Origin of the sequence: Paenibacillus sp. GCM10027628 (assembly GCF_042676385.1) — a bacterium.
GTDB lineage: Bacteria > Bacillota > Bacilli > Paenibacillales > NBRC-103111 > Paenibacillus_E.
This window is the reverse complement of sequence record NZ_JBHTHA010000002.1, coordinates 597,416-611,443: the sequence shown is the minus strand read 5'-3', so window position 1 is coordinate 611,443 and position 14,028 is coordinate 597,416. Positions and strand designations below refer to the sequence as shown.

12 protein-coding genes are annotated in these 14,028 nt (G+C 46.1%); 7 read left to right on the top strand and 5 right to left on the bottom strand.

Annotated elements, in window-relative coordinates; genetic code table 11:
• Positions 1-8: 8 nt before the first annotated feature.
• Together pdxR and ACFQZT_RS03895 are read left to right on the top strand one after the other, a co-directional pair.
• The gene (gene pdxR, locus ACFQZT_RS03900; RefSeq protein WP_379296728.1) at positions 9-1,406 is read left to right on the top strand and encodes a MocR-like pyridoxine biosynthesis transcription factor PdxR; all 1,398 of its coding nucleotides are present in this window, start codon (positions 9-11) and stop codon (positions 1,404-1,406) included.
• A gap of 89 nt (positions 1,407-1,495) precedes the next feature.
• Entirely contained in the window at positions 1,496-1,885 is a 390-nt protein-coding gene (locus tag ACFQZT_RS03895) for a DUF1259 domain-containing protein (protein ID WP_379296726.1), read from the top strand.
• On the opposite strand, the gene ACFQZT_RS03890 is transcribed toward ACFQZT_RS03895, so the two are convergent.
• On the bottom strand, positions 1,871-2,773 hold the full coding sequence (locus ACFQZT_RS03890) for an AraC family transcriptional regulator (protein WP_379296724.1): 903 nt from the start codon (positions 2,771-2,773) through the stop codon (positions 1,871-1,873). The genes ACFQZT_RS03895 and ACFQZT_RS03890 overlap by 15 nt on opposite strands.
• Positions 2,774-2,952: 179 nt before the next feature.
• On the opposite strand from ACFQZT_RS03890, the gene ACFQZT_RS03885 reads away from it, so the two are divergent.
• Positions 2,953-3,993 (top strand): glycoside hydrolase family 88/105 protein, encoded by a 1,041-nt coding sequence (locus tag ACFQZT_RS03885; RefSeq protein ID WP_379296722.1) that lies wholly within the window; start codon positions 2,953-2,955, stop codon positions 3,991-3,993.
• Between the two features lie 52 nt (positions 3,994-4,045).
• On the opposite strand, the gene ACFQZT_RS03880 is transcribed toward ACFQZT_RS03885, so the two are convergent.
• The 3 genes from ACFQZT_RS03880 to hflX all read right to left on the bottom strand — a co-directional run bounded on the left by ACFQZT_RS03880 (position 4,046) and on the right by hflX (position 6,995).
• On the bottom strand, positions 4,046-5,248 hold the full coding sequence (locus ACFQZT_RS03880; protein ID WP_379296720.1) for an MFS transporter: 1,203 nt from the start codon (positions 5,246-5,248) through the stop codon (positions 4,046-4,048).
• Between the two features lie 68 nt (positions 5,249-5,316).
• A complete protein-coding gene (locus ACFQZT_RS03875; RefSeq protein WP_379296718.1) occupies positions 5,317-5,598 on the bottom strand; it encodes an ArsR/SmtB family transcription factor in 282 nt (93 codons plus the stop codon).
• A gap of 131 nt (positions 5,599-5,729) precedes the next feature.
• Positions 5,730-6,995: a GTPase HflX gene (hflX, locus tag ACFQZT_RS03870; RefSeq protein ID WP_379296716.1), complete on the bottom strand. Its 1,266-nt coding sequence runs from the start codon at positions 6,993-6,995 to the stop codon at positions 5,730-5,732.
• Between the two features lie 618 nt (positions 6,996-7,613).
• Between hflX and ACFQZT_RS03865 the strand changes: the two genes are divergently transcribed.
• From ACFQZT_RS03865 to ACFQZT_RS03850, 4 genes are all read left to right on the top strand, one after another.
• Positions 7,614-8,480, top strand: a complete 867-nt coding sequence (locus tag ACFQZT_RS03865) for an ABC transporter permease (RefSeq protein ID WP_379297944.1) — start codon at positions 7,614-7,616, stop codon at positions 8,478-8,480.
• A gap of 12 nt (positions 8,481-8,492) precedes the next feature.
• Positions 8,493-9,380 (top strand): carbohydrate ABC transporter permease, encoded by an 888-nt coding sequence (locus tag ACFQZT_RS03860; RefSeq protein ID WP_379296714.1) that lies wholly within the window; start codon positions 8,493-8,495, stop codon positions 9,378-9,380.
• Positions 9,381-9,430: 50 nt separating this feature from the next.
• Entirely contained in the window at positions 9,431-11,014 is a 1,584-nt protein-coding gene (locus ACFQZT_RS03855) for an extracellular solute-binding protein (RefSeq protein WP_379296711.1), read from the top strand.
• 219 nt (positions 11,015-11,233) lie between these two features.
• A complete protein-coding gene (locus ACFQZT_RS03850; RefSeq protein ID WP_379296709.1) occupies positions 11,234-12,847 on the top strand; it encodes a cellulase family glycosylhydrolase in 1,614 nt (537 codons plus the stop codon).
• Between the two features lie 106 nt (positions 12,848-12,953).
• Here the strand turns inward: ACFQZT_RS03850 and ACFQZT_RS03845 are convergent, their stop codons facing one another.
• Positions 12,954-13,973: a LacI family DNA-binding transcriptional regulator gene (locus tag ACFQZT_RS03845; RefSeq protein ID WP_379296707.1), complete on the bottom strand. Its 1,020-nt coding sequence runs from the start codon at positions 13,971-13,973 to the stop codon at positions 12,954-12,956.
• Positions 13,974-14,028 lie beyond the last annotated feature (55 nt).

The following is a 14,028-nucleotide window of genomic DNA, read 5'->3' as shown; positions in this document are numbered from 1 at the left end:
AAAAATTCATGTTTTGGCTACCCATTGATCGGTCATCCGATTTAACATTAACCCGGCAGGTGTATCAACAAATACGCGAACGCATTTTAAGCGGGGAGCTTAAATCGGGAGAAAAACTGCCATCGACCCGTGAGCTATCTTCAGAGTTAAAAGTGTCAAGAAACATTATATTAGAGGCCTACGATCAGTTGTTTGCCGAAGGTTATTTGGTCGCACGGTCGGGTTCAGGGACATATATTGCTGAAGGAACGTTTTTAGAGCAGCATAAAAAAGCACGCACAGCGGATGACTTGGCCTGGAGTGAATCTGCAAACAAAAGCAGTAACCTCATCAATTTTCGATCCGGTATACCGGCTTTGGAGCTATTTCCGCGTAAAACTTGGGCCAAATTATCGCAAATGATGTGGAGCAATGCCTCATCCTCTGCTCTTGGCTACGATTCACCCGAAGGGCGTCCGGAATTAAGACGGGCTCTATCAAGCTATTTGCTTAAAACGAGAGGCGTCGATTGCCATCCGGAGCAAATCGTCATTACTTCGGGGGCGACTCAGGCGCTAACCCTGGTAGCCAAACTGCTTTTGTCACCTGGTGAGGACGTGGTTATGGAAGATCCTATTACCCACGATATTCAAGCGATTTTTGCAAATTCGGGAGCAACCCTGCACCCTGTTCCAGTTGATGATCACGGATTGGATACTTCTTTGCTCCCTTTTCAAGTACATCCCAAGTTCGTCTTCACGACTCCTTCTCATCAATATCCTTTAGGCGGCGCTTTGCCTATTCAACGTCGGGTTCAATTAATCAATTACGCCAGACAAACCAATTGTTATCTGATCGAAGACGACTTTGATAGTGAATTCCGATACGAAGGCACTCCTGTCAGCTCACTGCAAGGGTTGGATCCGGAACGAGTCCTATACATAGGTTCCTTTAGCAAAATTTTATCCCCAGGCCTTCGAATGGGGTATTTAATTCTCCCTTTACCGCTGATTGAAACTTGCCGCAGATTAAAATGGATTTCGGATCTGCACACACCTTCGCTAAACCAGCTTATCATGGCTCAATTTATTGCCGAAGGTTATTTGGAACGGCACATTATGAAAATGAAAAAAATTTACAAACAACGAAGAGACTTCCTTATCGAAAGTCTGCAATCTACATTTTCGAATAGGGTTAACATTTCCGGGTATACAACAGGGCTGCACTTGATCGCCCAATTCCCGGGGTTTCATTTTACCAGGCAGTTGCTTGATGAAATAAAAGAGGCCGGTGTGAATGTTTATCCTGTGGAAGATCACGCCAATGTCAAAGACAAACACCAAGACAAGCTTATACTGGGTTACGGGCATTTATCCGAAGATCAAATAAAAGAAGGCGTGATCAGACTCCATAATGTCATTAGGTAAAAAAGTAGTCTCCGAAACGAGTAGGTGATCATCCGTTTCAGTATCGTACACACCTTCATATCTTATCAATGAACAGGAGGTATGTACGTATGGCTGATCGCAATGACTTGCTTTGTCGGCAATTTGCCAAAATCATCGGTGGGCAATCCGGTTTCGCTGGTGGGAAATGCGTGGCGACGATAAGTAGGGATTCAATTAGAGCAACCATTTTGGGAAAAAGATTCGGAGTCACCTCTTCTTTTTCTTTTGAGTCCAAAAATGCGAGCACCGGCAGAGCGCTATGTCTGGGTAGAGCTGCCCTTTTGCAAAAAGAAGTAAACCGTTTTGTATCCGTTATCCGCAATCAAGGCATCAAAGTTTCGTCCGTGCACAACGAATGGTTATTCGATCAACCCCGGTTGATTTATGTCAACATCGAGGCGGTTGAAAAGCCGCTTGTTTTCGCTTTGAAAGTCAGAAGAGGGCTAAATGGGATGTAAATGAATATGCTGCTTCCGGAACATTTTCGGAGTTAAGCCAAGTTCCGATTTGAACGTATGGAAGAAGTGGGAAAGATCGTTGAACCCGGTAGCCGCAGCAATCTCCGTTACGGAAAGCTGCGTATCTATAAGCAGCCGTTTAGCCTGATCGATTCGATAAAGTGTCAAATAGCGGTTCAGTGAATGCCCAGTCCACTGTTTGAAATGATCGTACATGTGGGATCTGGACACGTTAAATTGTTCATGTAAACGGCTGACTTCGATACGTTCAGCATAATGTTCTGCCAAATAATGAAGAATCCGCTCCGCTAACTGGGAAGGCGTAGTATTCGTTTCACACTTCACAATGTTCATTTGCTGTTCCCGGGCGAGGCTAACGAATAAGCCCGCGAGATGTTGGAACATTGCAGCCTCATAATAAATTGGTTTCTCAGCAATTTCTTTTGTGAGTTGTACAAGCAGTGTGTTGACGGAAGGCAGCTTTTCGCCGGAAAGCTGCCAGTGCAAGGAGGATGAGTCGGAATCGAGCAGCAGGCAGCGAACACAATCGGCAATAGCAGGGAGACCTTCGAGCCATGAAAAGAGGTAACGCTCGTCGATCGATAGAACGAAACGATGAAGCGGTCTTAGTCCTTCGACTCGCGGCCAATGAAGCACATACGGTTTCATTATGGTAAAAGCACCAGGTTCGAGCGCAAATATACGATCCCCGACCAATAGCTTTCCTTGACCTTCCATACATAGATAAAATTCGTAACCGCGATGCGAATGCATTTGCGATTGACCGATTGCACCCGTGCGGTAATGACAATGGATGGGGAAGTCATCCAGAAATTTGTTTGTAACCGTATCCAAATCATATTCGAAAGACTTAGAAAGTGAAGCCATAAGATCATCTCCGCTTTACAGGTGTGAAAACATACTACAATTGTACCACAGTATGTAATCCTGGAAGCCGATTGTTGTGGAAAAATCCCCATAAAATTCGAACAGATCTCCAAGATATAATTTAAAAAAGCAGGTACATTGAAGGAGAGATGCAATCAAGAACTGCGAGGAGTGGGGATATGAATACGGTAAGTAATCTGACTGAGACGGCTGATCGGGTATTTCGTACAATGATCGGGGGGCCTACAGAAGATTGGGGAATGAATTTGGAAAGCTGGGACTGGGTGCCGGGTGTCGGTGTCATATCGATCCTTTCTTATGCTGAGTGTACGCAGAACCAAGAGGGCATCGAATTTTTACGGCTCTGGACAGAACGCAACAAGCACTTGAGCGAGCAGGTGAAAGTCATCAATTCACTGGCGCCTTATGCGATTTTCCCGGATCTCTATCGACAAACCGGCGATCTCTGGTATTTGGAGGCGGGAAAAAAGATCGGTGATTGGCTGCTGACAGAAGCGCCGCGCACGCGCGAAGGCGCATTTGAGCACACGGTAACGGAGAATGCAAGCTTTCCAGAGCAAGTGTGGGCGGATACTTTGTTTATGGCTGTGCTTTTTTTGGCTCGGCTTGCGAAGCTGACCTCTGAAAAAAAGTATGCCGAAGAAGCAGCTTTCCAGCTCCTTGTTCATCTGCGATTGCTGCAAGATCCGCAAACAGGGGTGCTCTTTCACGGATGGAATTGTGTAGAAGGCGATCATATGTCATCGGCCCGATGGACGCGCGCCAACGCGTGGGTTGTGTTGGCTTGTCCATGGATTGTCCAAGACATTGTTTCACTGATCGATATCCCTCATGAAATTTTTGAACGATACCAGAAGCTTGCAGCCGGACTCCGAGAGTATCAAGGGGCGGATGGTCTGTGGTCAACGGTTATGGATGAGCCTGAATTTTATAGGGAAACGTCCGGTAGTGCAGGCATTGCGGCAGGATGGTTAGCTGGAGTCAGGATCGGATGGTTGGATGATACATACAAAGCTTTGGCACATAAAGCATTGAGCGGGATTCTTCCGCAAATCGCGACCGATGGAACCGTTCATGGCGTCTCTGGAGGTACGCCGGTTATGCCGAGCATAGCCGCTTACCAGACAATTCCATGTTATCCGGCACTTTATGGGCAAGGACTAACTCTCATTCTTCTCTCGCTTTCGATGTCGGAATAAGTAAAAAAACTCCCCGAAGATCTAAACCTCGGGGAGTTTTTTCAATTTCGAATCAGGCTCCCGCCTTCTGCAAATTTCGTTCTTCCAGCTCCTGGTCGGACTTTGAACAGGAGCGAGATCGTCCAAGAGATACGGCAGCTGTCCCCGCGGCTATGACGACTGCCGCCGCCCCAATCCAGCTGATGGCTGTGAGCGAAGCTTGCTCCACGATGACGCCGCCAATTCCCGCACCTGCAGCCATGGCAAGCTGCAAAACCGAGGTGTTTAGGCTTAGCATAATGCCGGAAGCCTCAGGAGCTAGAGAAATAAGATTGTACTGTTGCGTTGGGCCCGAAGACCAGGCTGAGAATGACCATAGCATAAGCAGCGGGAATACGATAGAAGGGGAATGGGCAGCCAGCGATATCAGAATTAAAGCAACTGCGTGAAACAGCATCCCACCGATCAACGTGCGGGGAACTCCCCATTTATCGGTACTATAGCCACCGAACTTGGAACCGAACAAGCTGGCGATGCCGAAGGCGAACAATCCCGCGCTCACTACTTTTTCGCTCATTCCGGTTACGTTAAGCAGAAACGGTGAAATATAGGTATAGACGGTAGAATAACCGACGATCCAGAAGAAGGTAACCATCAGAGCGATTGCGATTTTCGGCTGTTTCAGCAGTGCCAGCTGTTTGCTCAGCGGTACCGGCTCCTCACCGTCCGTCTGCGGAATCGATAAGGCAATGACTAGGATGGCAAACAAGCCTAACAAGCCGATGCCGCCGAAGATCGCCTTCCAATTATAAACCGCAGCGACAACTCTACCTATTGGAACCCCAACGATCAGGGCGGTGCTAAATCCCATCACGAGGGTGGCAATCGCGCTTCCTTGTTTAGCGGGCGGAGCCAGCTTGGAAGCTACGGTCAATGCTGTAACGACGAACACGCCGGTACTGAGTGCCAGGATGATCCGGGAACCGATTAAAAATCCGAAACCGGGCAAAGCCACGGCGATTCCGTTGCCGATGACAAAGATGCCAAGCGAGTAGAGCAGAAGCTTCCGTCGCTCCAGACGGGCTGTAACGGCCATGAGGATGGGAGTCCCGAAGGCGTAAGCAAGTGAGAAAACCGTAATGAGCTGACCCGCTGCGGACACCGAGACACCGATATCCTGCGAGACTTTATCCAAAATGCCGGCGATAATAAATTCAGACGTTCCAACCAGAAAACTGACGACCGCTAGCATATAAATTTTCCATGTGTTTGACATCTTTCTATTGCACCTCTTTCACTCCATTGTTTTTATATTTCTAAAATTATAGAAATAAAACGAAAAAATTATTCCAACAAATACGGTGCATACTTTTGGGCCATTTCACGGTTCACGCTGTAATAGATATAAGTACCATCCTTACGAAGATCCAAAAGACCGCAATCCGTCAACTGCTTCAAATGATGTGACAGCGTGGATCCTGCGACAGATTCAAGTTTGCTTCCAATATCGGAGCAGCACAGATTTCTCTCCTCAGTAAGCAGCATCGCTATTTTGAGTCGAGTCGGTTCCCCGAGTGCTTTATATACTTTGACAGCTTGGCGTACTTCCGCATTATCTTGGACCATGTTATCTCACCCTTGTTGGAGTCATTATTTCTATAAGTGTCGAAATAAAGATACCATAGCTTACAATGATTGTAAACAGGGGGAGCAGTCTAAAACCAAAATCATCTAATTTCAGACTGCTCTTTGATGTCCTAGAGTTGAATAAAATCGCCGCGGTATTGTTCGAAATCTGCTGCTCTGCACTCCAGTTTGAGCCGTGTGCCGTCTGCTTCATAGCTTGTTGATTGAACATGTGCATGTTCATTAAAATAGGCTACCAGTCGGCTTTGATCGTAAGGGATCACGATTTCGCATTGCAAATAATCGTGAAAAATGCGATCGCGAATCACTTGGGTAAGCTCTACGATACCGCTTAGCTGCTTGGCAGAGAGGTAGACACAGTCACCTTCGATCTGAGGATGTTCAAGCTTGGTCCGATCTGTTTTGTTATATGCGAAAATCATCGGGATCGAATCTGCACCCAGTTCTTTCAAAGTCTCATTGGTTACGGTAATATGCTGTTCATATTCTGGGTTAGAAACGTCGACGACGTGGATCAATAGGTCAGCTTCGGTCACTTCCTCCAGCGTCGAGCGGAACGCTTTAATCAAATGATGGGGAAGCTGACTGACGAATCCAACCGTGTCGGTCAATAAGAACGATTTGCGGTCGGGCAGCTGGATGCTTCGGACCGACGTCTCCAGGGTCGCAAACAGCATGTCTTTGGCCAACACTTGCTTATGCCCACCTGGATGATACGTGTCTATCATCGCGTTCATCAGACTTGATTTGCCTGCGTTGGTATAGCCGACCAGACAAACAACGGGAACCTCATTCTTGCGGCGCTGCTTTCGCTGGGTCTGACGCTGGGCTACTAGTTTCTCCAGCTCCGATTGCAGGGCAGTGATTCGCTCTTCGATTTTCCGGCGGTCGAGTTCGAGTTTGGTTTCACCTGCACCTCTGTTCTTTAATCCGGACCCGCCGCCTTGCCGCCCTAACGATTCCCGCAAGCCTACAAGCCGGGGAAGCATATATTGGAGCTGGGCAACCTCCACTTGAAGCTGGGCCTCCCTCGTTTGGGCCCGGTCCGCGAAAATATCCAGGATCAAGATCGTCCTGTCAATCACTCTGCAATTCAGGCCAGCCTCCAAGTTTCGTATTTGGGACGGTGAAAGTTCATTGTTGCAAATCACGACGGAAGCGTTCTTCTCGGCAATAAGTGCCGCTAATTCTTGAATTTTGCCGGTTCCGATATAGTGGGAAGCGTTTATGCGGCTTGCTTTCTGGCTGAGCTCACCGACAACTTCGATCTCGCATGCCGCAGCCAGGTTGCCGAGTTCTTCCATCGCGTATGCAAAGTCCGGGCGGTTCAAAATATTGACACCGACGAGAATCGCTTTATGTTTCAGTTGTTCCATGGATAACCATCCTCTCAAGTTAAAAAGTAAGAAACACAGGCAGACAGCCATTGTTTCGGTAGAAGAGGACGCAAAATAAGCTCAAATCTAAAGGTAAGCGAAGCAGGCAAAGTAATGCTGCCCCTAGTGTATGTTCTGATTATGGGATTACCCTTAAAAATGGACAGACCTATCCTGAGTCCTCTGTACGTACACACAGAGTCTTTGGCGCTATGAAACTAGCCGCGCAAAGATCTAACTCGGATAAAATCAATCACAGGTAACCCCTCCGTTTCCTAAAAGTAACCTAACTTTATCACAAGGGCTTGTGCGATTTCTTGGCCGAGAAAAGCTATAATTAATTTTTATTTTCCAAATTGCCAAAGAAATGCAACCCGACCTGAAAAATAGGTTATTGAAATCGATTTCATTTTCTCGTATAATATCGCAATAAAGGGCAAATCAGTCATTGCGAAACAAAATGAGAATGTAAAATGCCAAGATGAAGCCGAAAAAAAGTTCATTTTCATGCTTAGAAATAAAATCGATTTCATTTTGTCTAGTTCAATAAGAAAGAGGTCTGTTACCGTGAAAAAAGGATTCTGGAGCGAGTTGAATCGTAACAAAGTACTGTTTGCTATGATATCGCCGGCATTGTTATTTTTTATCTTATTCAGCTACATACCGATGGTGGGCATCTACTTTGCTTTTACGAAATTCAGCTTTGATAAAGGACTGTTCGGCAGCGACTTTGTCGGAATGGCTAATTTCAAATTTTTGTACCAGTCGGGCGTGTTATGGAATATTTCGAAAAATACCGTTTTATATAATTTGGCCTTTATTATTCTCGGCAATATGTTTCAGTTAGTATGCGCGATTTTCTTGAGCAGGATTTCTAGTAAATGGTTTAAAAAGACCGCACAATCGATGATGTTTTTGCCATTTTTCATTTCCTGGGTTCTTGTAGGCGCTTTCGCGTATAACTTGTTCAACTCCGATAACGGGGTCATTAATACGCTGCTTAAACAATTCGATATGCCGACTTATGATTTCTTTCTGGAGACAGCGCCCTGGAAGTACATTCTCGTCGCCTTTAACATTTGGAAAGGGCTAGGATACGGAACGATTATTTATTTGGCGGCCATTATGAGCATTAACGAAGAAAATTATGAAGCTGCCAGAATCGACGGCGCCAATATTTTTCAACAAATCCGGCATATTACGATTCCGCTGCTGAAGCCGACGTTTATTCTTCTGGTCCTTTTCAGCTTGGGCGGCATATTGAAGGGGCAGTTCGACTTGTTTTATCAGATCATCGGCAATAACGGCACACTGTTCGATGCCACGGACATTATTGATACATATGTATTTCGTTCATTAACCGTTAACTTCGATTTGGGCATGGGGACAGCGGCCGGATTGTATCAATCTTTCTTTGGATTCATCCTGGTGCTGACGGTGAACTATTTGATCAAGCGGCATAACAACGAGTACGCATTATTTTAGGAGGTGTATGGATTGAAAATAAAAACAGAGCTTTCCACCGTTTGGTTTCAAACGATAGCTTACGCGGTGACGGCATTTTTCGCGATCTTTTGCCTGATTCCTTTCTGGTTAATTGTCTCAGGCTCGTTCACTTCGGAGCACGAGATTATGTCGGAGGGGTTCAAAATTTGGCCGAAGGATATTTCCTTCGAAGCGTTTAGAGTCGTCTTCAGCAGCCCGGATCAAATTGTGAGCGCATACAGCGTGACGATCGGGCTTACCGTTATCGGGACCGTCGTAGGTTTGTTCATTACCTCGATGGCAGGTTACGTGCTGGCGAGACCGGATTTTACATATCGGAATCCGATTGCGTTTTTCATTTACTTTACTACGCTATTCAGCGGCGGCTTGATTCCGTGGTACATATTGATCGTGAAATACCTGGATTTAAAAGACAACTATCTGGCTATACTGGTGCCGCTTCTCCTTAGTGCCTGGAACATTATTTTAATGAAAAATTTCATGAAATCGATTCCAGAATCCATCATCGAATCTTCCCGTATTGATGGGGCAGGGGATTTCAAAATTTATGCGCAAATCATCGTACCTTTGTCGACGCCAGGGCTTGCCACGATCGGATTGTTTCTTGCTTTGAATTATTGGAACGATTGGTTTCATGCCAACATTTTCATGACGACTGAATCGAAGTTTCCGCTTCAATACTTGCTGTATAAAATATTGGCGAGCGCCGCCGTGCTGAAAACCGGAGCTGCGAATAACTTCTCCGCGAACATCACGCCACCGACCGAGACACTGAAGATGGCTGTAGCTGTCATTGCTACGGGGCCCATTATCTTTCTTTATCCTTTTGTACAGAAGTACTTTGTCCAAGGGCTTACGGTTGGGGCAGTAAAAGGTTAGAACCGATTTCCGGCTAACATATAAAAGTTAGAAAATAGGAGGATTCGTAAATGAGCAAAAGGTATTCACGCATGTATGGCTTACTTGCAGCGACCATGCTGCTGGTGTCTGCGTGCAGCAGTAAAACGGATGTAGCATCCACATCTTCTCCGGCTGACGCAACGAAAGCGCCTGTCGCATCGGCAGCGGCAAATAAAACACCTAACACATCGGAGAAAGTGGAGTTGAACTGGTACTTGCTGGGGCCGGAAGACAAGGATACTTCCAAAATCGTTGCCGAGTGGAATAAAATGCTGGAAAAAGATTTGAATACAACGGTTAAGCTCAATTTCACAACCTGGGATAAATGGGATCAAAAGTATAATTTGCTGCTCACCTCCGGCGAAAAAATCGATATGATTTTTGCTTCTACGTGGGCTAATTATTATAAATATGCCAAACAAGGCGCCTTCCTCGATCTGACGAATCTCATCGAAACGAATATGCCGCAAACCTGGAGCACCGTTCCTAAACAGGATTGGGAAGATGTGAAGGTGAAAGGCAAAATCTATGCGATTCCAAGTACGTTCCCGGAGTATACGCCCAATGGCTGGTTGTATCGGGAAGATTGGCGGAAAAAGCTGAACCTGCCGGAAGTTAAAGATTTGGCCTCGATCGAAGCCTATCTGGACGGCGTGAAAAAAGGCATGCCGGGCGTTACGCCAATTAACGGGAATGCGTATAACGAAATCAATTCCTTATTTAGAACGACCAACGATTATCAGGCGATCGGCGGTGACGGAGCAAGCGTAGTTGTCGCCAAATCGTATCAAACACCGCGCGATATTATTGCTTATCCATTTACACCCGAATATACGGAATGGGTCAAAAAAATGAAGGATTGGGCCGATAAGGGCTATTGGTCCAAAAGTACACTTGCTTCTAAAGCGGAAGCCGGAGATTTCATTAAAACGGGCCAAGGCGCGGTGTATTGGCGCAACCCTGCTGGTGCGGGCGGATTCTTCAATGATCCTGTCATTAAGTCCGCTAATATCGAGCTGGGTTACCTTCCGTTCACCAGATTCCATAATTATGCGGTTCCCAATCTATCGATCAACAATGGCATGGCGATCCCTAAAAGCTCCACGCATCCGGAGCGATCTTTGATGGTATTGGATAAACTCCGCAATGATCCGGCCTATTTTGATCTGATGACTTACGGGATAAAAGGGCTTCATTACGATTTGGATTCAGACGGTAAACATCTGATTATTCCGGCCAAAGGGCAAGATCCTAAAAATGAAAATATTAAAATCCAAATCGCCTCATGGGGCTGGAGATATGAGCCGAATATGAAGAGCGTCGCTGGCGCATGGCCTGGCGAAGAACTGCTGAAAAAAGAATTCAAAGCCGAATCCAAGCCGAATATTTTCGATCCGATCACCTTGGACTACGAGCCGGTGAAAGCGGAGCAAGCTGCCGTGAATACCGTCATTGAGCAGTACGGCAAACCGTTAATGATGGGGCTGGTCAAGGACGTGGATGCGTCGATAAAAGACTATCAAGCCAAGTTAAAGGCTGCCGGAATCGATAAATTGACGGAATATGTCAAGAAAGAAGCGAATGCTTACTTTGATGAAAAAGGAATTAAATAGTTCCATTCATAAGCAATAGAGCATAACAACGGTGAGAGCAGGGAATGAGGAAACGCCAATACTTGTATAAGATGGTGATTGAATCATTTCCTGTTTTTCATACTTGAAAGACAGCGCTTACATACAACTTTATGAAGGAGGTGGTGCTAGCGCCAAGCAGTATGGTTAAATCCATCTTTATCCAAAAGATTAAGATCTGAATTCAAGAGGAGGATTGCAATGAAATTAACGAAATTCGTTTCCCTGCTGCTCGTTACCTGTTTTATTTTTGGATTCTTGATTACAGCCAAACCAACTGCAGCAAGTGCGGCGATCGGTGCGAGCGATTTTTTAAAAACAAGCGGGACCTTGATTAAAAATTCATCAGGCAGCGTGGTCAATCTGCATGGAACAAACTTAGGCGGCTGGCTGCTCGAAGAGAATTGGATGTCACCGCTTGGAGGCACTGACGAATGGACCGTGCGCCAAACATTGACGAATAGGTTCGGAGCTGCGACTACGGACAGCATTATTGCCGGCTATCAAGATACATGGATTCAGGCCAGCGACTTGGATAACATCACGAATATGGGCTTGAATTTTGTCCGCGTACCGATTTACTGGGAAAATCTGATGAACCGTGACGGCTCGATGAAATCGGATGCGGTCTCATTTCGTAAACTCGATTGGTTAGTTGCGCAAGCTCAACAGCGTGGCATCTATGTTCTGCTCGATCTGCACGGCGTACCCGGCAATGATGACGGGTGGCAGAGCGGTGGGCGCGAGGGGGCAAACGAACTGTGGTCGAATACGACTTATCAGGATTGGACGGTGCAAATCTGGCAGCGTTTGGCCACGCATTACAAAGGCAATCCGACGATTGCCGGTTATGACCTCTTGAACGAGCCGGTGAGTAATAACAGCAATCTGTCCATTAGTCAGATGTACGACCGACTCTATAAGGCAGTTCGCGCGATCGATCCGGATCACATGATTTATGTGGAAGCATTCGGATACTGGGACAATATCGTTTCACCATCAACTTACGGCTGGTCGAACGTCGTGTATGAGCTGCATAACTATAACTGGAGCAACACGGATTACAACAGCCAATCGGCCAGTGTCAATCAATGGTTTACGGATATCGTTTGGCATCAGCAAAATTGGAACGTTCCGGTTTTTGCCGGGGAATTTACCCTTTGGAATTTTAATGACCTGTGGGAAAAATACTTGTCCGGGCTTGACGCGTTAAATGTGTCCTGGACGAACTGGACCTACAAAGTAACAGGCAGCGGTAATTGGGGCCTTTACCAAAACAACAGCAATCCTTTTCCGGATATTAATAACGACAGCGCTGCTACCATATCCTCCAAGTTGACCAAATTCTCAACGAATTATTTTCAGGCCAATACAGCCTTGCAAAATATTTTTAAAGCGTATGGAAAGCTTGCCGGCACGTCCAGCATCAAAGCGCTAGCGAACAACAATTACGTTACGGCCGAAAATGCAGGCGCCAATCCGTTAATCCCGAACCGGACAACGGTGAATACGTGGGAGAAATTCATCGTGGTGAACAATGCGGATGGCACCGTTTCATTTTTGTCCATGGCCAATAATAAATATGTGACCGCCGATCTCAACCAAGGCGCTAAGCTGATTGCCAGAGCACAAGGGATAGCCGCTTGGGAGAAATTTAAGAAAATTACGAATGCAGACGGAACGGTGGCTTTCCAAGCGGTAGCCAATAATATGTTTGTCTGCGCAGATCTAAATGTTGACGCAGGAACGCTTGTTGCGAATAGAAGCGCTGTCGGCGGGGCTTGGGAGTCATTCGTAGTAACCGCTGCACCTTGATACAACTGAATAAGCGATAAAAAAATGGACAGGAGATTATTCCTGTCCATTTCTTCGTTTTTATTGGGTAACCGGATTTGTATGGGAAGATCGACAGTTAGAGACCTTAGCGGGGGACTATGTAATCGGAAGAGCCGCGTATCAGCAGCTCGGAATCCACTTTAAATATGCGATTGTCCGCGTATTCGTTCTCATTCATCATGTCGATTAACTTCTCGACGAGCAGTGCGCCCATCGTGTATTTCGGCTGATTCACAGTGCTTAGCGAAGGTTGGATGTATTTGCTGATACGATTATTATCAACACCCACCACGGCTAATTGTGACGGGATTTGAATCCCGAGTTCGGCGCATGCCCGATATACGCCGAGCGCCATTTCGTCATTCGCCGAGAAAATAGCAGTAAAGGGAATCTTTTTATCGAAAAGCCGTTTCGCAGCCTCGTATCCGCCAGATTCATTAAAGTTGCCGTTTTCAATTAATTCGGGATGAAACGGAATGTGATGTTCCCGCAACGCCTTCAAATACCCCTCCAACCGGTCATAACTGTCAACGGCATGCGGAGAACCGTTAATGAATGCGATCTCCTGATGCCCCTTTTCCACTAGATGGCTAACGACTTGCATTGAAAATTTTACATTATCGGTAATGATGCAAGGAATACGTTCATGATCGATTTGTCTGCCTACGATGCCGATGATATGCCCATGGTTCGCAATAGAAGTAATGATTTCATTAGAGAGCATGGGCGCAACCATGATGACGCCGTCTATCGTTCGAGTCGTTAATAAATTCAGGAATTCAAGTTCTTTTTCTTCATTATTTTCGGTGTCGCAAATGACCACTTTGTATTTTTTGGAGTAAGCGATGTTTTCTACACCTTTGATGATTTCAGAGAAAAAGGCGTTGCTGATATCAGGAACAATGACGCCGATTGTCATCGTTTTTTGCGAGCGGAGATTTTTAGCAGCCGCATTAGGCTGATATCCGAGCTCATTAATAATTTGCATGACCTTCGCTTTTGTTTTAGGCGTAACTTTGCTGCTGTCATTGAGTACGCGCGAAACCGTAGCGGGAGCAACCCCGGCTCTGGTGGCGACGTCGACGATTTTGATTTTACTATCCATTGGTATCAACCTTCTAGCCCAAATAAACACATGGCATGATTTATATTACATTTAG